General features: G+C 65.4%; 20 protein-coding genes. 7 read left to right on the forward strand and 13 right to left on the reverse strand.

Annotated features, from left to right (window positions below):
* Window positions 1-49 precede the first annotated feature (49 nt).
* The gene (locus XH80_RS35125) at window positions 50-967 is read left to right on the forward strand and encodes a LysR substrate-binding domain-containing protein (protein ID WP_271602561.1); all 918 of its coding nucleotides are present in this window, start codon (window positions 50-52) and stop codon (window positions 965-967) included.
* 40 nt (window positions 968-1,007) lie between these two features.
* On the forward strand, window positions 1,008-1,832 hold the full coding sequence (locus XH80_RS35130; protein ID WP_271602562.1) for an aspartate dehydrogenase: 825 nt from the start codon (window positions 1,008-1,010) through the stop codon (window positions 1,830-1,832).
* A 225-nt stretch (window positions 1,833-2,057) separates the two neighbouring features.
* Here XH80_RS35130 and XH80_RS35135 read toward each other — a convergent pair whose 3' ends face one another.
* The 9 genes from XH80_RS35135 to XH80_RS35175 all read right to left on the reverse strand — a co-directional run bounded on the left by XH80_RS35135 (window position 2,058) and on the right by XH80_RS35175 (window position 10,443).
* Window positions 2,058-3,362: a PQQ-dependent sugar dehydrogenase gene (locus XH80_RS35135; RefSeq protein WP_271602563.1), complete on the reverse strand. Its 1,305-nt coding sequence runs from the start codon at window positions 3,360-3,362 to the stop codon at window positions 2,058-2,060.
* A 144-nt stretch (window positions 3,363-3,506) separates the two neighbouring features.
* Complete coding sequence (locus XH80_RS35140) at window positions 3,507-3,716, reverse strand: hypothetical protein (protein WP_271602564.1); 210 nt, start codon at window positions 3,714-3,716, stop codon at window positions 3,507-3,509.
* Between the two features lie 265 nt (window positions 3,717-3,981).
* Window positions 3,982-4,608: a methyltransferase family protein gene (locus tag XH80_RS35145; RefSeq protein WP_271602565.1), complete on the reverse strand. Its 627-nt coding sequence runs from the start codon at window positions 4,606-4,608 to the stop codon at window positions 3,982-3,984.
* A 29-nt stretch (window positions 4,609-4,637) separates the two neighbouring features.
* Entirely contained in the window at window positions 4,638-5,669 is a 1,032-nt protein-coding gene (locus tag XH80_RS35150) for an NAD-dependent epimerase/dehydratase family protein (RefSeq protein WP_271602566.1), read from the reverse strand.
* A gap of 31 nt (window positions 5,670-5,700) precedes the next feature.
* Entirely contained in the window at window positions 5,701-6,219 is a 519-nt protein-coding gene (locus XH80_RS35155) for an Mpo1 family 2-hydroxy fatty acid dioxygenase (RefSeq protein ID WP_271602567.1), read from the reverse strand.
* A gap of 171 nt (window positions 6,220-6,390) precedes the next feature.
* Window positions 6,391-7,059 carry an OmpA family protein gene (locus XH80_RS35160; protein WP_057747307.1) on the reverse strand — a complete coding sequence of 223 codons (669 nt, stop codon included), beginning with the start codon at window positions 7,057-7,059 and terminating at the stop codon, window positions 6,391-6,393.
* Window positions 7,059-7,475: a hypothetical protein gene (locus XH80_RS35165; protein WP_271602790.1), complete on the reverse strand. Its 417-nt coding sequence runs from the start codon at window positions 7,473-7,475 to the stop codon at window positions 7,059-7,061. The genes XH80_RS35160 and XH80_RS35165 overlap by 1 nt, the downstream gene beginning before the upstream one ends.
* Window positions 7,476-7,563: 88 nt before the next feature.
* Window positions 7,564-7,845, reverse strand: coding sequence for a type II toxin-antitoxin system HicB family antitoxin (locus XH80_RS35170; protein ID WP_271602568.1), 282 nt, complete (start codon window positions 7,843-7,845; stop codon window positions 7,564-7,566).
* 6 nt (window positions 7,846-7,851) lie between these two features.
* Window positions 7,852-10,443 carry an ATP-dependent helicase gene (locus XH80_RS35175; RefSeq protein ID WP_271602569.1) on the reverse strand — a complete coding sequence of 864 codons (2,592 nt, stop codon included), beginning with the start codon at window positions 10,441-10,443 and terminating at the stop codon, window positions 7,852-7,854.
* Between the two features lie 239 nt (window positions 10,444-10,682).
* Between XH80_RS35175 and XH80_RS35180 the strand changes: the two genes are divergently transcribed.
* Window positions 10,683-10,853 (forward strand): DUF1328 domain-containing protein, encoded by a 171-nt coding sequence (locus tag XH80_RS35180; protein ID WP_014493008.1) that lies wholly within the window; start codon window positions 10,683-10,685, stop codon window positions 10,851-10,853.
* Window positions 10,854-10,899: 46 nt separating this feature from the next.
* Here XH80_RS35180 and XH80_RS35185 read toward each other — a convergent pair whose 3' ends face one another.
* The gene (locus XH80_RS35185) at window positions 10,900-11,403 is read right to left on the reverse strand and encodes a thioesterase family protein (RefSeq protein ID WP_271602570.1); all 504 of its coding nucleotides are present in this window, start codon (window positions 11,401-11,403) and stop codon (window positions 10,900-10,902) included.
* An 87-nt stretch (window positions 11,404-11,490) separates the two neighbouring features.
* On the opposite strand from XH80_RS35185, the gene XH80_RS35190 reads away from it, so the two are divergent.
* From XH80_RS35190 to XH80_RS35200, 3 genes are all read left to right on the forward strand, one after another.
* Window positions 11,491-12,915, forward strand: coding sequence for an FAD-binding oxidoreductase (locus XH80_RS35190; protein ID WP_057747284.1), 1,425 nt, complete (start codon window positions 11,491-11,493; stop codon window positions 12,913-12,915).
* Window positions 12,916-13,009: 94 nt separating this feature from the next.
* Window positions 13,010-14,335 (forward strand): Spy/CpxP family protein refolding chaperone, encoded by a 1,326-nt coding sequence (locus tag XH80_RS35195; RefSeq protein WP_271602571.1) that lies wholly within the window; start codon window positions 13,010-13,012, stop codon window positions 14,333-14,335.
* Between the two features lie 99 nt (window positions 14,336-14,434).
* Window positions 14,435-14,797, forward strand: coding sequence for a hypothetical protein (locus XH80_RS35200; RefSeq protein ID WP_271602572.1), 363 nt, complete (start codon window positions 14,435-14,437; stop codon window positions 14,795-14,797).
* Here XH80_RS35200 and XH80_RS35205 read toward each other — a convergent pair whose 3' ends face one another.
* The 3 genes from XH80_RS35205 to XH80_RS35215 all read right to left on the reverse strand — a co-directional run bounded on the left by XH80_RS35205 (window position 14,798) and on the right by XH80_RS35215 (window position 19,162).
* Window positions 14,798-16,465, reverse strand: a complete 1,668-nt coding sequence (locus XH80_RS35205; protein WP_271602573.1) for a SulP family inorganic anion transporter — start codon at window positions 16,463-16,465, stop codon at window positions 14,798-14,800.
* 139 nt (window positions 16,466-16,604) lie between these two features.
* Window positions 16,605-18,098 (reverse strand): caspase family protein, encoded by a 1,494-nt coding sequence (locus XH80_RS35210; RefSeq protein WP_271602574.1) that lies wholly within the window; start codon window positions 18,096-18,098, stop codon window positions 16,605-16,607.
* Between the two features lie 143 nt (window positions 18,099-18,241).
* Window positions 18,242-19,162, reverse strand: a complete 921-nt coding sequence (locus tag XH80_RS35215; protein ID WP_220006128.1) for a LysR family transcriptional regulator — start codon at window positions 19,160-19,162, stop codon at window positions 18,242-18,244.
* A gap of 95 nt (window positions 19,163-19,257) precedes the next feature.
* Here XH80_RS35215 and XH80_RS35220 point away from each other — a divergent pair, with 95 nt between their 5' ends.
* Window positions 19,258-19,701, forward strand: coding sequence for a DoxX family protein (locus XH80_RS35220; RefSeq protein WP_057747272.1), 444 nt, complete (start codon window positions 19,258-19,260; stop codon window positions 19,699-19,701).
* The last annotated feature ends 263 nt before the right edge of the window (window positions 19,702-19,964 follow it).

Consider the following 19,964-nt stretch of genomic DNA (forward strand, 5'->3'; position numbering starts at 1 on the left):
ATACAAAAAAATGATATAATCATCGCTTGGCGAGACGAGGGAATGTTTGATGGAATTGCATCAGCTTCGATGCTTCGTGGCGGCGGCCGAGCAGCTGCATTTCGGCCGCGCCGCGCAGCATTTGCAGATGCTGCCATCTGCGCTCGGCCGCCAAATCCGTCTGCTGGAAGAGGATCTGGGAACGCGACTATTCGCGCGCACCACCCGGGCTGTCTCGCTCACCGAGGACGGCACCACCTTGCTGCGTGATGCCCGCGCCATCCTTGCCAAGGTGGAGGCGGTCGAGAGCAATCTGCGCAATCGCTCCCGCGCGGGCGCTGCGCGACGGCTGCGGATCGGCGCCGTCGACAGCGCTGCGGCGGGGCTGGTGCCGCCGCTGCTGCGTGACTTCCGCAGCAGGCATCCCGAAGTTTCGGTCCAGCTTCTGGAGGACAAGACCGTCAGGCTGTTGCCAAAGATCCTGACCGGCGCGCTCGATCTCGCTTTCGTCCGTCCGCCCGATCGGGCGGACAAACGGCTCGAGTTTCGCCCGTTGCTTCAGGAAACCGCGATCGTGGCGTTTCCGCAGCGCCATGCGCTCGCGGCACGGAAATCGATCACGCTGGCGGACATTGCGGGCGAGGCGATGCTGGTGCCGGATCGCCGTTCGCGGCCGGACAGCTACAACCTCACCGTCAAGCTGTTCGAGCAGGTGGGCCTGACGCCGCGCATCGTGCAGGTCGCGGACGAGAAGCAGACCATCATCAACCTCGTGGCAACCAAGCTCGGCGTTGCCATCGTGCCGCGCTGGACCACGCGGATGGCGGTTTCGGGCGTGCGCTTCGTGCCGCTCCGATTGAGGCAGAGCGGCCCGGTCGGCCGGTTGCCGCTGGCGGCGGCCTGGCTGCGCGGCTCAAATGATCCGGCCCGCGATGCCATGCTGGCGGTGCTGGAGGCGCGCCTGCGCTCCTATGCGCGGGAGGCGTGAGGGGCTATGACACGGGCTTGGACGAAAGGGGTATGACGCGATGACTGGGCAGAAAGCTACGAACGAGTTGCGGGTGGCCATCGCCGGGCTGGGCTCGATCGGCAGCAAGATCGCGACCGCGCTCGATCATGGCATCGAGGGGTTGATGCTGTCAGCCGTGGCCGTGCGCGATCCCGCCAAGCATCAGGCGTATCTGGGCGGCCTGCGTCACCAGCCGCAAATCCTGCCGATCGATCAGCTCGGCGAGGTCGCCGACATCGTAGTCGAGTGCGCGCCGAGCAGCCAGTTGCGCGCGATCGTGGAGCCCGCGGTGAAGCGCGGCAGGTGCGCGGTCGTGGTCAGCGTCGGCGGTTTGCTCGACAATTTTGATCTCATCGATCTCGCCCGCGCCAAGGGCGGTCGCATTCTTGTCCCGACCGGCGCGCTGATCGGACTCGATGCCGTCAACGCCGCCGCGCTCGGCACCATCCATTCGGTGAAGATGGTCACGCGCAAGCCGATCGACGGGCTGAGAGGCGCGCCGTTCATCGTTCAGAACAACATCGACATCGACAATCTGCGCGAGCCGCTCAAGCTATTCGAGGGCAGCGCGCGCGACGCCGCAAAGGGCTTTCCTGCCAACGTCAATGTCGCCGTGGCGCTATCCTTGGCGGGCATCGGGCCCGATCGCACCCAGATCCAGGTCTGGGCCGACCCCACCGTGACGCGCAATGTTCATCGCATCGAGGTCGAAGCGGATTCGGCGCGATTCTCGATGGGCATCGAGAACATCCCGTCCGAAAATCCCAAGACCGGAATGATCACCGCGCTGTCGGTGATCGCACTGCTCCGCAAGCAGCGCGCCACGCTGAGCGTTGGGACGTAACAGGTTGAGGCTTAACTAGCTCAGACGTGGCGCGCTCTATCCCCGTCACCCCCGCGCAACGGCGAAGACGTTGTCGCTGGAGGTGCTCGCCTCTTCGGCGAGCCTCGAAGGGCGACGGCCCGGCTGCATCTTGGCCGTTCATCCTTCGAGGCTCCTGATGGGACGCTTCGCGCCCCATCACTCGCACCTCAGGATGACGGAATACATACGCGCCGCGGCGCCTACTTAAGCGCCCGTCACGCGCCAGATCACGTTGCCGACGTCGTCGGCCATCAGCAGCGATCTCTTGTCGGCGCCGATCACGACGCCGACCGGGCGGCCGTAGGATTCCTTCTCGTCCGGGGACAGGAATCCCGACAGGATGTCGCGGCCGGGGCCGGAGGGCTTGCCGTTCGCGAACGGGACGAACACCAGCTTGTAGCCGGACAGCGTGCTGCGATTCCACGAGCCATGCTGGCCGATCACCATGCCGTCTCCGAACCCCGGCAAGGTGCCTGCGGGCATCCAGCACAGGCCGAGCGACGCAGTATGGCCGCCGAGCGCGTAATCAGGTTGAATCGCCTTGGCGACCATCGCCGGATCCTGCGGCACGCGGTCGTCCACCGTCTTGCCCCAATAGCAATAGGGCCAGCCATAGAAGCCGCCTTCGCGCACTGACGTGAGATAGTCCGGCGGCGTCTCGTCGCCGAGCCCGTCACGCTCGTTGACGACGGTCCAGAGCACGCCGGTGTTCGGCTCCCACGCAAGCCCGACCGGATTGCGCAGGCCGCTCGCGAAGATGCGATGGGTACCGGCGACGAGATCGAGCTCGTATACCGCGGCCCGGCCTTCCTCCACCTCCATGCCCATCTCGGCGATGTTGCTGAGCGAGCCGACGCCGGCATAGAGCTTCTTGCCGTCGGGGCTTGCGAGCAGGCTGCGCGTCCAGTGGCCGCTCGGCTTGAACGTGGTGAGCCGCTTGCCCGGCGCAGTGATGCGATCGGCATTGGCGACGTAAGGAAAGGCCATCACACCGTCGGTGTTGCCGACATAGAAGGTGTCGCCGACCAGCGCCATGCCGAACGGCTGGTTGAGGTTCTCCATGAAGGCGCCGCGAACTTCCGCGACGCCGTCGCCATCCTTGTCGCGCAGCAGCGTAATGCGGTTGGCGGAGACGCCGAGCGCCGCGGCACGGCGCATCGTTGCCTGCATCGCATAGTGGAATACGCTGCGCGGGGGACCTGCGATCTGCGTCGCTTCAGCGATCAGCACGTCGCCATTGGGCAGCACCTCGATCCAGCGGGGATGGTCGAGATCGGTCGCGAACGCGTTGACCTTGAGCCCGGCTGCGGCCGTCGGCTTCTGGCCCTGACTCCAGCCGCGCGCGGTCGGCATCTTCAGGGTCGGGATCGCGCCTTGCGGCTTGGCTTCGGGAATGGCCGGCGTCTGGCCCCAGGCCGGCGCGGCCTCGGTGCCGGTCAGCTTCCGCCATTGCAGCGCGATGCCACCGAGGACTGCGACGAACTGCGCGAAGATGCTGGAAAAGGTCATGCGAAGCCCCTGTCGAAGTTTGGTCGCGCCCATTTTGCGCGCGCATCCAACTGGGTGGCGGTCAAAAGGTCAACCGGGGCGGAACTGGCCCGGTGTCTATTCCCGCGGAATGGCTGCTGATCGAATTTGCATAGGAGATGCTGATCAGTGCCGGACCTGCCGCTCCGCCCGTCGCGCGTGCCTGAAATCATCGAGGTGATGAACGTTCGGGGTGAGCGCGGCCTCCTTGGCGAGGAGATGATAGACGCGCGCGACCGTGCGCTGCTTCAGCTTCGACCGCCCTGGCGGCAGCGCGCGCGCCTTGCGGACTGCCGCAATCGCGTGCGCACGAAAATAATCATAGGCGTCCGACATGGCGCGATGCTCTGCGTCTGGTGCAGGTGTCGCGGGGCTAACGGGTGAAGGGAGAGGCGGTTCCTCTCACTGTCGTCCCGGCCAAGCGCGCAATTGCGCGCGGGGGGGCCGGGACCACATACCGCGGAATCTATCGGTTGCAGGTGATAGCAGTACCGAACGACGAGTCTTCGCCAAACCACGCTCTGTGGTTATGGGTCCCGGCCCCCGTGCGCAATTGCGCACTAGGCCGGGACGACACCGAGTGTATCGCGCGCTCGCAGCTTCACCGCGGCGACGTGAACGGGATGATCATCGGCACGCGGCGGCAATAGGCGCCGTAGGCGTCCTCGCCGAGCTCCTTCGACAGGAACACCTCTTCCATCCGGCCCTTCTGCCACATGCCGAGCGAGATCAGGATGGCGCCGAGGATCGTCGTCACCAGGCCGATCGCAACGCCGGTCACCAGCATGCCGAAGATCAGCCCGGTGTAGATCGGATGGCGCACGATGCCGTAGGGCCCGGTGTCGATGACGCGGTGATCTTCCTTGTGGGTGATGGTGTTGGACCAGAACTTTCCGAGATGCAGCCGTCCCCACCAGGCGAAGGCGATGCCGGCGATCGAGAGGACCGCGGCGATGGTGATGCCGGTGTTGCCGAGCACCCAGAGCGGCTTCCAGCCCATCACCTCAGCAATGAAGGGCGTGTACAGGATGCCGCCGACCAGGATCGGCAGGCGATAGCGCTGCGACTCCAGCGTCATGACCTGCTTCTTGGTCCGCCCCTGCCAGAACGAGGCGCCCACCCAGCTGGCGAGAAAGGCGAGCCAGATCAGGGCCAGGAGTTCGGTCGGCCAGGTCGTGGTCCAGCCACCCCAGGCGACCGACAGAAGCTTGTTGGAATCGAAGGACATAAGGAAGGTTCTTTGGGTTGGGGAGCAGATCAGCTCGCGCGCGAGGAGAGCGCGTGATGCTCGATGGCATCGGAGGCGGCCTGGCCGCCGCGGGCGAGCAGATGGGTGATGGTTTCGCGCAGCACCGGCTCGATCGGGCGCGGCGCATAGCCCAGCTCGTCACGGGCCTTGCCGATTGAAAGGTCGCTCGCGGCAAGCGCGATGCGCACGCCCTCGGCGGTGCCGTTGGGCGGACGATGCGTGATGTGATCAGATATCTTCTCGAGCAAGATCGCGGAGAGTTCGGCGATCTTGCCGGGAACGACGACCGGATATTGCCGCCGACCGCTCATCGCCGACATCATTCGCAGGATCTGCCCGAGCCTGACGCAATCGCCGCCGAGGATGTAGCGCTGGCCGATGCGGCCACGCTCCATCGTCAGCACCAGGCCCATGGCGACGTCGCGGACGTCGACGAGATTGACCAGGAAGTCGAGATGCGGCTGCACCTTCTTCTGCAGGAAGTACCACAGCATCGCCGTCGGCGGCGTCAGATTGTGATCGGCAGCGCCGATCGGCATGGTCGGGGTGCCGATCACGAGCGGGAAGCCGCTGGCCGCGGCCTTCGCCGCGTGATGCTCCGCGAGCGATTTCGAACGCGTATAGGCGCCGGGCATTGCGTCGGCCGGCTGCAAGGCTTCCTCGGCGGCCACGCCGTTGAGGTTGGCGTAGGGGAACAGGATCGATTCCGTCGAGCAATGCAGGAAGCGCGAGACGTTGCGCTTCATCGCAGCCGCGAGCACGACCTCGGTGCCGCGGAAATTGACGTCGTGGAAGTCCTGCTTGTTGGCGACCCACATGCCGGGCAGGCCGGCAAGGTGATAGACCTGATTTACCCCGGAAACCGCAGCATCGACCGTCGCAGCGTCGAGCACCGAGCCGGGCACATACTCAACGTCCGCATTCGCGGTCGCCGGCGGGCGGACATCGAGCACACGCACCCGCTGCCCACGGGCGCGGAGCGCTTCGACGAGATGCTGTCCGATGAAACCGCTGCCACCGGTAACCAGTACGAGAGCCATGAAGTAGGTTTTGCTGTTCCGCTTGAGAAAGCTATCGGGTTGAAAGCGAGTTGGCCGGAAGAGGCGCCAGAATCGCGGCAAGGTCGCGACGGAAGCCCAGTGCAATGAACAATTTTGCCATGACAAACATCGGTCCCAGCAACAGATGCGACGGAAACGTGAATAATGAGGCTTCGCGCCCCTCAAAAACCTTGTGGCCGATGGTCTGCGCGGCGAGTCCGAGCACGACCAGGGCGGCAAAGATCGCCCACATCGTCACGGTGCTGACCTGCGCCGCAATGGCCGATGCGATCGAGAACAGCACGATGGAGACGGCCAGAATGCCGGCCCCGAGCGCCACATCGAGCAGCAGCCAGTAGATCAGAACCGGCAAGGCCAGGAGCACCGCCAGGCTGACCTCGGACCCGAACAACGGGACCTTCACCAGCGTCAGCGGCATCACCGCGCCGGTGAACAGCAGGAGGATGCCCACCACATGCATCGCCGTGTTCCGGGGATCGCGATGGTACTCGACATAAACGGCAAGTTGGCGTTGAAAAAAGCCACCCATCTTGGTCTCATGCAGCACAGGGTCGGGAAGGGCGAAAACAGCCTATAGCACCTGCAAGGGCAGTGCACAAACCGGCACTATTGTCGCGCAAGGCCTTGTTGTCGCGCTGTGAGGCAGGTCACAAAATAATCAGAACTTCAAGGGGTTCCGCTGGCCGCGAAATCTGCACGCTTAATGCTTCTTGGCGGGCTTTTTCGCCGCAGGCGCAGGGGCTGTTGCGGGATGCGCGGGCGCTTCTTCGGGCACTTTGGCAAAGGTCAGGATTTGCAACTGGCCGTTGACGGGTGAGGTCGGCTTGGCACGGTCGAGGAACTGCTCCTCGCCGAGACCGATCGGCTGCAGCCGCTTGGTCGAAATCTTGAACGTGTTCACCAGTACGTCGCGGATCGCATCGGCCCGGCGCTGGCTCAGGATCGCGTTGGCCTCGCGCGTCTTCGAATTGGATTCGACGTGGCCGACGATCAGGAACGTATAGGGCAGCAGCGAGGCGTGAACCAGCGCGTCGGCGATCCGGCCGACGGTCTGGTAGGATTCCGGCTGGATGATCGGCGTGTCGGCGTCGAACTGGATCTGTGCATTGAAGGCGGGCAGCTTGGCGAGGTCAGGCGCGATCGGCGGCCGGTTCACCGGACCCGGATCGTTCTTGATCCTGGCCTTGGCCCGCTCCATCACCTGCTGCTTCAGCGCGGGGAAGTCGACCTCAGGGGTCTCCTCGAAATGATTGAGCTTGCCGACGATATCGTCGCGGGTCGGCGCAGTCTGTGCAAAGGCTGCGCCGGCGAGCAGCGCGAGGCCCAACGCGATGCCGATGCCCGCGGCGATGTGCCCGGTTGCGCGCATCATCGATACCCCGCCTCGTCGACGGCCTTCAGGCAGTTGTTGCTGATGCCCTTGGGCGTCGAGACCAGGCAGGGGACCGACTTGCTGGTCTCCTTGGTCGAGCCGCCGCAGACCTTGACGATCTCGCGCTGGCAGGCGTTCGCCACGGTGACGCGGGCAGCGACGCGCTTCTGGATGGCGTCGAACGCGGTGAGGTAGTCGCTCAGGCACTGTTGGGAGAGCACATCGCGGTTGCGGGACAGGCATTCCTTCAGGCGCGTGGAATCGGGATTGACGCCGCGGCAATTGGCGACGATTTCCGCGCCGCAGCTCCTGGCCAGCAGCCCGATCGAATCGCCAAAGCTCATGGTCTCCGCCGTCGCGAGCGACGGCATCCCCAATGCAAGCACGACTGATGTGACGAAGCCCCGGACCATGATTGCATCTGATACGGGGAAGTTCGCCATGGTCAAGGGCTGATCGCCCCCGAACTGTCAGGAGCCCGGCGAGTGCGGCGAACAGTCCTCACTCCGCAGCGAGGGGTGGCCACTCGATCAGCACCGCCGTGTGGTTCCGGAGGTCGTCGGCAAATTCCGGATCGGCCTTGAGCTCGTCCAAGGTCCGCGGCGGAGGAAGCTCGCGGCCGTCTTCATTCAGCTCCTGCGCATAAAGCGCAAGCGCCTCGGGCGCATTCTCCAGGGCCTCCTCGATATCGTCGCCGCCTGATATGCAGCCGGGCAGGTCCGGAAACCACATGCTGACGTCATCAGGGCCATTGTCCTCGATGATGGCAATGTAGTGAGGCATGTCGCCTCACGCCCGCTGCACAAAGCTGTCGACGACCTTCTTCTCGCCGGCCTTGTCGAAGGCGATGGTGAGCTTGTTGCCGTCGATCTTGGTGACGCGGCCGTAGCCGAATTTCTGGTGGAAGACGCGGTCGGAGAGTGAAAATTCCGAGGTCGTGCCGGTGGATTTCGCGACCAGCTCGCCTTCGATCGTCAGGGGACCGCGGCGGCGCGAGGAGAAGCTGCCGAAATCGGGGCCTGAAGACGACGACGTGGAGAAGGTCGCGGCTTCCTCCTCGAAGCTTCCGCTTCGACCGCCGCCACGATTGCGGTTGCCTTCTCGGTTGGCCTGGGCGCGCTGCCAGCCCGGCGTGGTGTAGCTTGATCCGAACGCCTCCATGTCGTCGAAGCGCGAAGCACCGTAGCCACCGGTGCCGCCCCAGGCCGAGCCGCCCTTGGATTCCGTGATCTCGACATTGGCCGCCGGCAATTCGTCGAGGAAGCGCGACGGGATCGTGGTCGACCAGGTGCCATGGATGCGCCGGTTGGTCGCGAAATAGATCATGGCGCGGCGGCGGGCACGGGTCAGGCCGACATGGCCGAGCCGGCGCTCTTCCTCAAGTCCCGCGCGGCCCTGTTCGTCCAGCGTGCGCTGGCTCGGGAACAGGCCTTCTTCCCAACCGGGCAGGAACACGTTGTCGAATTCGAGGCCCTTGGCGGAGTGCAGCGTCATCAGCGACACCGCGTCGTCCTCGGCGCCGCCCTCGCGGTCCATCACCAGCGAGATGTGCTCGAGGAAGCCTTGCAGGTTCTCGAACTCCTCCATCGAGCGCACCAGTTCTTTCAGGTTCTCCAGCCGGCCCGCGGCATCGGCCGAACGATCCTTCTGCCACATCTCGGTGTAGCCGCTCTCGTCGAGCACGATCTGGGCGAGGTCCGTATGCGCGGTGACCTCGCGCTGGGCGCGCCAGCGATCGAACTGGGCGACGACGTCGCGCAAGGATCCGCGCGCCTTCGGCTTCAGCTCGTCGGTTTCGACCACAGCGCGCGCCGCTTCGAACAGCGGAATCCGCCGCTTGCGGGCGTGATCGTGCAGCAACTGGATGGTGGCATCGCCAAGACCGCGCTTGGGCACGTTGACGATGCGCTCGAAGGCGAGATCGTCGGCCGGCGAATTGATCACGCGCAAATACGCCAGCGCATCGCGGATCTCGGCACGCTCGTAGAAGCGCGGGCCGCCGATGACGCGATAGGGCAGGCCGAGCGTGACGAAGCGGTCTTCGAATTCGCGCATCTGGTAGGACGCGCGCACGAGGATCGCGATCTCGTTGAGCTTCTCGCCCTGGCGCTGCAGCTGCTCGATCTCCTCGCCGATGCCGCGGGCTTCCTCCTCGGAATCCCACGAGCCCGTCACCGTGACCTTCTCGCCCTCGACGTCCTCGGTGCGCAGCGTCTTGCCGAGCCGGCCTTCATTGTGCGCGATCAGATGCGAAGCGGCGGCGAGGATGTGGCCGGTCGAACGGTAATTGCGCTCGAGGCGAATGACTTTTGCGCCCGGGAAATCGTGCTCGAAGCGCAGGATGTTGTCGACCTCGGCGCCGCGCCAGCCATAGATCGACTGGTCGTCGTCGCCGACGCAGCAGATGTTTTTGGTGGGGCCTGAGGGAGGAGCGGCGATCGCCACTTGCTCCGTCATTCCGGGGCGATGCAGAGCATCGGACCCGGAATCTGGTGCTGAGGTCTCGTCTCGAGATTCCGGGTTCGGCTCTTCGAGCCGCCCCGGAATGACGACTTTGGTCGACGAAGGCGCCTGCGACAGCAGCCGCAGCCACAGATACTGCGCGACGTTGGTGTCCTGATACTCATCGACCAGGATGAATTTGAAACGCTGCTGATACTGCCGCAGGATATCCGGGTGCTCGCGGAAGATGCGGATGTTTTCCAGCAGCAGATCGCCGAAATCGGCGGCGTTCAGGATCTTCAGCCGCTCCTGGTAGCTCGTATAGAGCTTGCCGCCCTTGCCGTTGGCGAACATCGCGGCCTCGCCCGAGGGCACCTGCGACGGCATCAGGCCACGGTTCTTCCAGCCGTCGATCAGGCCGGCCAGCATCCGCGCCGGCCAGCGCTTGTCGTCGATGTTCTCGGCCTGCAGCAGTTGCTTGAGCAGCCGCACCTGGTCGTCGACATCGAGCACGGTGAAGTTCGACTTGAGCTGCGCCAACTCGGCATGGAAGCGCAGGATGCGGCCGCCGATGGAGTGGAAGGTGCCGAGCCACGGCATGCCTTCGACGGCATGGCCGAGCATCTGGCCGAGCCGGTGCTTCATCTCGCGCGCGGCCTTGTTGGTGAAGGTCACCGACAGGATCTCGGCGGGGCGGGCGCGGCCCTGGCTCAGGATATGGGCGATGCGCGTGGTCAGCACGCGCGTCTTGCCGGTGCCGGCGCCGGCCAGCACCAGGACCGGGCCGTCCAGCGTCTCGACAGCTTCGCGCTGCTCCGGATTGAGTCCGGTGAGGTATTTCGGGCCCACCGAGGCGCGCGCACGCGCGGCGATGCCGCCGGCTGCGGGCTGGTGGTCGGGTACGCCTGTGATCTTGCTCGGCTCGGTCATGCGAATCATTTGGCCCCACGATGGCACCGCGGGGTGACGGGAGGGAGCCTTCTTAACAGGGATTAGCGCCTATATGGGGCGGCGGGGAGAGGTTTTCCACGTGCACGGCGGCCCGATTTGTTCCAGCGCGAGGTGCGAATTTCGCCGTTATGCCTGCCGGAACCATCGTTCCCGCGTCGAGATTGTCTGGATAGGTGGTGCGGGCAGCCGCGCCGATCGCTGACAGACATCAAGACGAGGGTTTGACCATGCTAGGCTGGGTTGTGACGTTTCTGGTTATCGCACTGATCGCCGGCATCCTGGGCTTCGGCGGCATCGCCGGCGCCTCGATCGAGATCGCCAAGATCATCTTCTTCATCGCGGTCGTCCTGTTCCTGGTCTCGGCCGTGGTCGGATTGGCCCGCGGCCGCAGGATCTAGCGGTTCACCTCCGCCCGCCGGGGAGAGGTGAGGCAAGCGCCGGACATCAACGTTTGACCGGCATCGCCACGTTCCGGCCGATGCCCTCGGGCCGCGGGACGGCGCTGTGGGCCCTGGCAATGCCTGCGATGCGCTGCTGGATGTCAGGCGGAAACGGCGCAACGCGCCGCGCCTTCATGTCCATGTGCAGCGACATGTTCTCGGAGGTGGCCGACAGCCAGCCCTCCGTCCCATGCCTCATCTCTTCGAACGTATGTAGCCGCTTGTCGTCGGCGGCCAGCAGCCACACCAGGATCTGCACGGGATCGCCGAGATGGATCTCGCGCAAATAGCGCACATGGCATTCGGCGGTGAAGGTCGAGCCGTGGCGCTCGTTCTTGTAGACCGGACCAATCCCGAGCTCGAGCCAGAACTCGTCGATCGCCCGGTCGAACATCACGTTGTAATAGGCCATGTTGAGATGGCCGTTATAGTCGATCCATTGCGGCTCGATCTGCATGATCGAGCTTCTGAACGGCTCGGCGGGCTTCGAAGCGGCACTCTCCGGCATGTCTCATTCCCTGGCTATGCGTCCGGTCGCTTGACTTGACCGGTCAGATGTCCTTTGCCACGGTTTGTTCTGTCGGGAGGACGATCCGTGGGTACGACCATCACCAATAATCCGCCGCGGCCGGAGCCGAAAGCCCTCGCGAGCGCGCTGGAGCAGCTTGCCGCACGCTTCGGCAACCGCCTCATCACCTCGCAGGCCGTCCGCGAGCAGCACGGCCACACCACCACATGGATCGTCAACCAGCCGCCCGACGGCGTGGTGATGGCGCAGGAGACCGCCGACATCCAGGACGTGGTGCGGATCTGCGCAAGGAACGGCGTGCCCGTCATTCCCTTCGGCACCGGCACCTCGCTCGAAGGTCAGGTCAACGCGCCCGCCGGCGGCATCTCGATCGATCTGCGCGACATGAACAAGGTGCTCGCGGTGCATGCCGAGGACCTTGATTGCGTGATCCAGCCCGGCGTCACCCGCAAGGCGCTCAACGAGCATTTGCGCGACCAAGGCCTGTTCTTCCCGATCGATCCCGGCGCCGATGCCTCGCTCGGCGGCATGGCTTCGACGCGTGCCTCAGGCACCAATGCGGTCCGCTACGGCACCATGCGCGACAGCGTGCTGGCGCTGAAGGTGGTGCGCGGCGACGGCGAGATCATCACCACAGGGACGCGCGCCAAGAAATCGTCCGCCGGCTACGACCTGACGCATCTGTTCGTCGGTGCCGAAGGCACGCTCGGCATCATCTCGGAGCTGACCATTCGTCTGCGCGGCATCCCCGAGACGATCGCGGCCGGCGCGGTCTCGTTCGTGTCCGTGCACGGGGCGTGTCAGGCCGTGATCCTGGCAATCCAGACCGGCATTCCGGTGGCGCGCATCGAGCTGCTCAATGCCGCGCAGGTCAAGGCCTGCAACGCCTATTCGAAGCTGACGCTGCCGGAGACGCCGCTGCTCTTGATGGAATTCCACGGCAGCGAGATCGAGGTCGCCGAGCAGTCCAAGGCGTTCGGCGAGATCGCCAAGGACTGCGGCGGCGGCGATTTCTCCTGGACCACCAAGCCGGAGGATCGCACGAAACTTTGGCAGGCGCGCCACGATGCCTATTGGTCCGTCAAGGCACTCCGCCCCGGCGACAGCATCGGCGTGGTCGCAACCGATGTCTGCGTGCCGATCTCGCGGCTTGCCGATTGCGTCAGCGAGACCGAGGAAGATCTCAAGCGTCTCAATTTGCTGTCGCCGATCGTCGGCCATGTCGGCGACGGCAATTTCCACTGCTCGCTGGTCTGCGACACCAACGACGCCGACGAGATGGCGCGCGGCGAGGAGTTCATGCATCGCCTGGTCGAGCGCGCCCAGGCAATGGACGGAACCTGCACCGGAGAGCATGGCATCGGCCAGGGCAAGCAGAAATACCTCAAGGCCGAGCTCGGCCCCGAGGCGCTCGATGCGATGCGCGCGCTGAAAAAGGCACTCGATCCGCAAAACATCTTCAACCCCGGCAAGATCGTGCCGGAGGCGTAGCCTGTCGCGCCGCGGAACTTTCCGCGGCCACGCCGGTTCCATCTCCCGAACAATTTCCGATGCCTCCATGGCGCGGCTTCTTTCGGAGGATGCGATGTTGCGACCGGTCATTGGACTCGCCGCTGCGGCGCTTGCCTGCGTGCTGGCGGGCACGGCTCTGGGTAAAGGCGGACACGGTGGCGGCCACGGTGGCGGCCACGGCGGTGGTGGTCACGGCGGCGGGCACGGCGGTGGCCATTTTCATGGCGGCGGACATGGTGGTGGTCATCATGGTGGTGGGCACGCGCATGGTGGCGGGCATCATGGCGGACCTCGCTTTGCGGCGGGCGCGCGACATGGCGGTCCGAACTTCGGTCGGATTCGCAATGCGGCCGTCGGCCCGGCGCATTTCCGCAGTGCACTCAATCTGCATTCCAGTGCTTTCCGCAACGGTCGGCTGATCAGCAATCCCGCGGCGCGCGCCCAGATCGCAGCGGCGGCGGCGCTTGCCGGCTGGCATGGTGCAAGCAGCGGATGGTGGCAACATCCAGGAGGCGGTTACGGCTGGGTCGGACCGCTGTTCTGGCCGTTCGCCTACAACGATCTCTACGACTACACGATCTGGGGCGACGGTCTCGGTTTCTGGGGCTACGGCTATCCGGACATCTATGCCGGCCTGTTCGCGCCCTATGGCTATGACGGTTTGTCAGCCTATCTGCCGTCGCGGCCGCAGGGTCGCCGGCAAGCGCGTGGTGTGGCGCTGGATCAGCTTTGCGGCAGCGATCGCCGCGAGATCGTCGGTCTGCCGATCGACCAGATTGCCGCCGCGGTACAGCCGACTGAAGCGCAAGGTGCAAGCCTCGACGAGCTCGGCAATGCCTCGATCGATGCGGCCGGGATCATCCGCGCCTCCTGCCCGACGCAGGTCGCGGCGACGGCACCCGGCCGGCTGGCGGCGATGCAGCAGCGCATCGAGGCGATGGAGAAGGCCATCGATCTCGTGCAGCCCGCGCTCGATAAATTCTACGGCTCGCTGACCGACGAACAGAAGCTGCGCTTCAACGCGCTCGCCGAAAACCAGCGGCGCGCGACGGATTCCGGCAGCGCCGGGACGTCGCTGATCCAGAATTGCGGTACGCCCGCGGCGCTCGATTGGCCCGGTGCCGACATCGAGGCGAGGCTTCGTCCGAGCGACACCCAGCGCGCCGCGCTGCAAGTGCTCCAGGACACGAGCGCCAGGGCCAGCGCATCGCTGAAGGCGGCGTGCCAGCCGGCCGACGTGATGACGCCGCCGGCGCGCATGGCAGCGGTCCGCAAGCGGCTCGATGTCATGCTCGACGGCGTCAAGTCGGTTCGCGCCGCGCTGGAGGATTTCTACGGCACGCTCAGTGACGAGCAGAAGGCGCAGTTCGAGGCCATCGGACCGCGTCGGACGTCCTGAACGCGCCCGAGAAACTGTGCCGCAAAAATCGTCTCGCCGATCCCGGTTGGGCTCTCTATGCTGAGTGAGCCTGAAGCGCGGTCAATCGGCGGTGAGGCGATGAAGTGGTTCGCGAGGCAGAAGCGGGCGGACATCTGGGACGAAGCGATCGAATCGCCGCTCGGCGACATCGAAGCTGCCGCGCGCATCCGCGCAATCTGCGACGCCGCGGCCCAGAGCGCTATCGCCGCTGCGCGAAACGACAAGAGCGAGAGTGCCCGTTATGAGCGCGCGGCGAAGGCGGCGATGGAGATCGCGATGAAGATCTCCGACGGCCTGATGCGCGACGACGCCGTGCATCGTATCGTCAATCTCTGCATGACGGCGAACGACCTCAAGACCGCGCAGATCCTGTTCCGCGCGATCCACACCAGCTGGATCCGCGAGACGGCGCAGCGGGATCATCCCACCTTGGTGCAGTGATTATTTCGCCAGCTTGTGCACGGCCTCATCCACGCTGTGGAAGACGTGCTCCTTCGGCAGGGCACCGTACAATTCGAAGCGCTCGAACGCCTCCTGCGCGCGCAGCGATTCCAGCCGTGCAACGGCGACCGTGACCCCTTGCGCGCTGCACACCTTGAAGACGTCGAGCAGGATCTGCGCGGCGGTGAAGTCGATCTCGACCATGCCGCTCGCCTCCAGCACCAGCAATTGCGGTGCCGACGTGCCCAAAACCTTGGTCACGTCGCTGCGGAAGCCCGGCGCGTTGAGAAAGGACAGCGGCGCCTGGAGCCCGATCACGGCGACACCCGCGACACGCTCGCCGGCGATGTGCGGATGCGCCGGCCACCAGATCGTGGTGCCCGGCACGCGTTCGAACTCCACGAGTCTGGCGCGCGTCGTGCTCCAGATGCCGTGCAGCAGCGACAGCATGATGCCGAGAAAGGCGCCCTGCTGGATCGGCAGCACGATGATCAGCGCGGCGGTGGCCACGATCAGCAGGAACTCGCTGAACGACTGGCGATAGATCGTCACGATCTGTTGCACGCGGATGATCCGCAGCGCCACAAACAGCAGGATGCCGCCAAGCGCAGCGTCCGGAACGTGTCGCAACAATCCGGTGCCGAATGCGAGCAGCGCCAGCACGATCGCCGCCGCGGCAAGGCCTGCGAGCTGCGATTGTCCGCCGGTTTCGGCGACGATGCCGGTGCGCGGCGGGCTGGCATTGACCGGAAACGCGCCGAACAGGCCTGACAGCACGCTGCCGGCGCCTGCGCCAAGAAAGTCGCGATCAACATCGGCGGGCCTGTCGGGATCGGACGGAAACGACCGCGTCGTCGCCGCCGTCTGCACCATCACAACAACTGTGATGACGAAGGCGAGCGGCACGAGACGCACCCACAGTTCCGGCGCGAGGTCGGGCAAGGTCGGCCGTGGCAGCGTGCCCGGCACTGTGCCGACCACGTTGACGCCCTTGCTCTCGAGACCGAGCGCGACGGTGGCCAGCGTCGCGCCGACGAGGCCGATCAGCGCGCCGGGAATTTTTGCGCTGACGTTCTCGGAGATGAAGACCACGGCGAGCACGCCGAGGCCGATGCAGAACGTGATGGGATTGGTGCGCCCGATCTCGCTCGCGAGCACACCGATGCGGTCGAGCGTCGGACCACCAGGCGAGTCCAGTCCGAGCACGCCAGGCAATTGCGACACGATGATGTGGACGGAGATGCCGGCGAGGAAGCCGACCATGACAGGCATCGACAAGAGATTGGCGATGCCGCCGAGCCGGAACGCACCGCCGGCGAGCATCATCGCGCCGACCATCAAGGCCAGCGCGATGGCAAGGCCCTGATATTCGGGCGAACCTGTCGTGGCGAGCGCCGCGAGCCCGCCGGCGAAGATCGGCGTGATCGTGGAATCGGCACCGCAGGACAGGAAGCGATTGCCGCCGAGCAGCGCAAATCCGAGCGAGCCCGCTATGAAGGCGAAGAAGCCGATCTGCGGCGCAAAGCCGCCGAGCCGCGCGGTCGCCATCTGCTCGGGGATGGCGATCGCCGCGAGCGTCAGTCCCGCCATGAGATCGCCGGGCAGGGCATAGGACGCGAGCGATCGAAACAGCGGCCATGAGCTTCTGGCGTGAGCGTCTTGCGTCATCGATGTGGTGTCCCCGGAAAGTGCGTGTCGGCCGATCAGACTACAGCATTTCCGGAAGGGCGGCAGGTGGCGGTCTCTCCGTCGTCATTGCTCGCAATGACGGAGGGCGAGTTTGCCCTCCGCTTCGCGATCGATAGCCTCAGTATCTGTTGCTGCGACCGTAGTCGCCGTGTCCCATCTCGCCGCCACCGCGGCCACCCATGCCCATTCCCATGCCGATCCCGACACCGATGCCGATGCCTTGCATGATGGCGGCGGGTGGCGGGCCTTGTTGAGGTGGCGCGCGCTCGACGACTTCATCAGTCGGCGGCTTGCGCTTCGGCGGTGTGTCGGCGACCTTGCGCTTTGAGGGCGGCGGCGTGTCGTCGACGCGCTTCTTGATGATGGGCGCAACCGTCGGGTTGATCGGCGTCGATGCCGGCGGGGTCGGTGCCGAGCATGGGCAGGTCGGCGCCATCGCGACGGCGACCGGGACCGCAGCGGCGGCAACCGGTAAGGCATAGTTGCGGTTCTGCACGCGCAGCAGCAGCCGCCGCGCGGTTGCGGCGAGATCGCTGTTGTCCCAGTTCGCCAGATAAGTCTCATAGGACGCACGGGTGTTGATCGCCACCGCGCGGTCCCACGCCAGCATCTGACGTCGCCGCTCCATGACGGTGCGCAAGCGCGGCGTGCGGACATCCTGCGCGTACAGTTCGATATAGGCCTGATAGGCTTCCACCGTGTCGTCGGCGATCACGAGATCATAGGCGACCTTGGCATCCTTACCCTGCAAATCCTTGCGCCAGTCAGCGACGCTGCGCGAGACGCTGGCGAGCGCCATCGAATTTGCGCCCGGCGCAGGCGGCTGGCCGCTGCTCTCGCCGAAGAACTTGAAGTCGGTCGTCAGCGACGAGCTTTCCCAGGGAATCTGGCGCCCGTCGGTCGACTGCGCCACCGCGATGCGGATGCGCTTGAACACTTCCTCGATCGGAATGTTCGGCTGCTTGGCGACGGTCAGGGCGGCCGTGGTGTAGGGACTGTCGGTGCCATCGCCGTCCTCGGCCTCGGCGCCGGGCGAGGTCGAGTACGAAATGAACGAGCCGGGTGCGCCGGCCTTGGTGTCGACGATCGCGAGCCCGTGGCCGGCACCCGAGAGCGCCGGGAACGGGTTGTTGCGGCAGGCATCGAGCATGAAGATGCGCGCCCGCGTCGGCAGCGCGCCGAGCGTGTTGAGCAGGTCGTTCAGCCGCACGCCCTGCAGCGGAATGTCCGCCTCGCGCTTGGGGTCGAGATCGACAGGCACGAGATAGTTCTCGCCGTCGATCTGCAGGCCGTGCCCGGCATAGAACACCAGCGCGACGGTGTCGGCGCCGCTGGCGCTGACCTTGCCGGCGAAATCCGAGATCGCCTGGCGCATCTCGTTCTGCGCGAGATTCGGTGCGGCCGTGACGGTGAAGCCGGCATTGCCGAGCAGCTCGGCCATGCCCTTGGCATCATTGGCGGCGTTGGGCAGCTCCGGCACCGTGCGATAGGCGGACTGGCCGATCACCAGCGCAAGCCGCGCTTCGGCCGCAGCGTCCGTCGGCGTCATCAACTGGGTAAGCGCAAGGAGACCGGAGGCAAGGATCAAATTGCAAAGGACTGGACGGCGCATGGGGTCACCTCCACTGGCAATGCGTGCGAGAATGTCACCTTTTCTAATCGTCCGCCATTGCTGCGTCTGTGCGCTAGCTCACGTTACAACGAGCCGCGATTGGGCAGGGGGCTGCCGGAGCCGACGTGTTGCGCCGTGCAGTGTCAGAACAGGCCGTGGTCCCACGGCGGCTCCGGCGCAAAGCGCGCGGCGAGGAAATCGATGAAGGCGCGCACCTTTGCCGGCGGACGACGGTCGGGCAGGTAGACCGCATGCACGGCAGATGACTGCACCTCCGGCTGGTCGAGCGGAAGCGCGACCAGCGTGCCGGCGCGCAAATCGTCGGCGACGATGAAGGTCGGCTGCCGCGCAAGGCCAAGGCCGGCCAGGGTCGCCGCGCGTAGCGCATCGCCATTGTTGGCGCGCAGATTGCCGGAGACCTGGACGCGGATCTCGCCCTCCGCGCCGAACAGCCATTCCGCGGCGCTTGCCTGTTGCGACAGCGTGTAGCCGAGGCAATTATGCCCGGCGAGATCAGCGACGCTGCGCGGCGTGCCGTGCTTGGCAAGATAGGAAGGGGCCGCGCAGACCACCAGGCGGTTCGGCGCGAGCTTGCGCGCCACCATGCTGGAGTCGCGCAATGTGCCGATCCGGATGGCGAGGTCCCAGCCTTCCTCGGCAAGATCGACCAGGCGATCGTTGAGGCCGAGCTCGATCGTGACCTCGGGGTGACGCTCCGAGAAGTCGGCAATCAGCGGTGCGATCTGGCGTGTGCCGAACACGACGGGCACATTGACCCGCAGCGAGCCGCGCGGCTCGACGCGCTCGCGCGCGACCGCGGCGTCGGCCGTCTCCATGTCGGCGAGGATTCGTTCGGAGGATTCCAGATAGAGCCGGCCGGCCTCGGTGATCGACAGCCGCCGTGTGGTGCGGTGAAACAGCTTGATGCCGAGCCGCGCCTCCAGCGAGGCGACATGCTTGGTCACCATGGTCTGCGACAGGCCCATCGCCCGGGCCGCGCCTGACAGGCTGCCGTTCGCCGCGACCTTGGCGAAGACTTCCAGGCTGGTCAGGCGGTCGAGCACCCATTTCACTCCAATGGTGTGAAGTATATTTCCAAAATAGCAGATTATCATTGTTCTGAGAATAGATCATAGATCGCCCAACAATGGAGACCGTCATGATCGATTCCCGTACCGCCCCCTACGCCGCGCTGGTGCTGCGTGTGACCCTGGGCGCGCTGTTCCTGGCCCATGCCAGCCTGAAACTGTTCGTTTTCACCCCCGCCGGCACCGCAAAGTTCTTCGGCAGCCTCGGCTTCCCACCGGAACTCGCCTACCTCGTCATGACAGTGGAAGTGCTGAGCGGCATCGCCCTGATCCTCGGCGTCTGGACCCGTTATGCGGCGCTGGCAGGCATTCCCGTCCTGCTTGGTGCGATCTTCACCGTGCACGGTGCGGCCGGTTTCTTCTTCACCAACCCGAAGGGCGGCTGGGAATTTCCCGCCTTCTGGGCGATTGCGCTGGCTGCGCAGGCGCTGCTTGGCGACGGCGCCTTCGCGCTGCGGCCCTCGCGTGATGTCGAGGCGGCGAACGGACAGCTGAGCGTCGCGCCGTCGCGCTGATCTTATCGATCGCGGAAAATGACAGAGCTGCGGGATCCCGGTCCCGCAGCTTTTTGCAGCGTGCTCATCGATCTGCGTTCGGCATTGATCCATACCTGAATTGGATCGATCTGCGGCAATCTTGCATGGAAGCCGCTTGGCCGCGTTGCGGCATGATCGAAAACATCGGCAAATATAGGCATTCCCCGGCAATTCGCGCCTGAGCGCCTGCCGCTCGCGCGCGCATCGCGCTCCGTGGCACGCCTTGCCTGCTCCGTCGCTTT

The sequence above is a fragment of the Bradyrhizobium sp. CCBAU 45384 genome (assembly GCF_028128665.1).
In the GTDB taxonomy this organism is placed as follows: Bacteria; Pseudomonadota; Alphaproteobacteria; order Rhizobiales; family Xanthobacteraceae; genus Bradyrhizobium; species Bradyrhizobium manausense.

Bases quoted from the DNA above. Each gene is read 5' to 3' on its own strand.
- XH80_RS35125 (WP_271602561.1), top strand. From the start codon at position 50: ATGGAATTGCATCAGCTTCGATGCTTCGTGGCGGCGGCCGAGCAGCTG.
- XH80_RS35130 (WP_271602562.1), top strand. From the start codon at position 1,008: ATGACTGGGCAGAAAGCTACGAACGAGTTGCGGGTGGCCATCGCCGGG.
- XH80_RS35135 (WP_271602563.1), bottom strand. From the start codon at position 3,362: ATGACCTTTTCCAGCATCTTCGCGCAGTTCGTCGCAGTCCTCGGTGGC.
- XH80_RS35140 (WP_271602564.1), bottom strand. From the start codon at position 3,716: ATGTCGGACGCCTATGATTATTTTCGTGCGCACGCGATTGCGGCAGTC.
- XH80_RS35145 (WP_271602565.1), bottom strand. From the start codon at position 4,608: ATGTCCTTCGATTCCAACAAGCTTCTGTCGGTCGCCTGGGGTGGCTGG.
- XH80_RS35150 (WP_271602566.1), bottom strand. From the start codon at position 5,669: ATGGCTCTCGTACTGGTTACCGGTGGCAGCGGTTTCATCGGACAGCAT.
- XH80_RS35155 (WP_271602567.1), bottom strand. From the start codon at position 6,219: ATGGGTGGCTTTTTTCAACGCCAACTTGCCGTTTATGTCGAGTACCAT.
- XH80_RS35160 (WP_057747307.1), bottom strand. From the start codon at position 7,059: ATGCGCGCAACCGGGCACATCGCCGCGGGCATCGGCATCGCGTTGGGC.
- XH80_RS35165 (WP_271602790.1), bottom strand. From the start codon at position 7,475: ATGGTCCGGGGCTTCGTCACATCAGTCGTGCTTGCATTGGGGATGCCG.
- XH80_RS35170 (WP_271602568.1), bottom strand. From the start codon at position 7,845: ATGCCTCACTACATTGCCATCATCGAGGACAATGGCCCTGATGACGTC.
- XH80_RS35175 (WP_271602569.1), bottom strand. From the start codon at position 10,443: ATGATTCGCATGACCGAGCCGAGCAAGATCACAGGCGTACCCGACCAC.
- XH80_RS35180 (WP_014493008.1), top strand. From the start codon at position 10,683: ATGCTAGGCTGGGTTGTGACGTTTCTGGTTATCGCACTGATCGCCGGC.
- XH80_RS35185 (WP_271602570.1), bottom strand. From the start codon at position 11,403: ATGCCGGAGAGTGCCGCTTCGAAGCCCGCCGAGCCGTTCAGAAGCTCG.
- XH80_RS35195 (WP_271602571.1), top strand. From the start codon at position 13,010: ATGTTGCGACCGGTCATTGGACTCGCCGCTGCGGCGCTTGCCTGCGTG.
- XH80_RS35200 (WP_271602572.1), top strand. From the start codon at position 14,435: ATGAAGTGGTTCGCGAGGCAGAAGCGGGCGGACATCTGGGACGAAGCG.
- XH80_RS35205 (WP_271602573.1), bottom strand. From the start codon at position 16,465: ATGACGCAAGACGCTCACGCCAGAAGCTCATGGCCGCTGTTTCGATCG.
- XH80_RS35210 (WP_271602574.1), bottom strand. From the start codon at position 18,098: ATGCGCCGTCCAGTCCTTTGCAATTTGATCCTTGCCTCCGGTCTCCTT.
- XH80_RS35220 (WP_057747272.1), top strand. From the start codon at position 19,258: ATGATCGATTCCCGTACCGCCCCCTACGCCGCGCTGGTGCTGCGTGTG.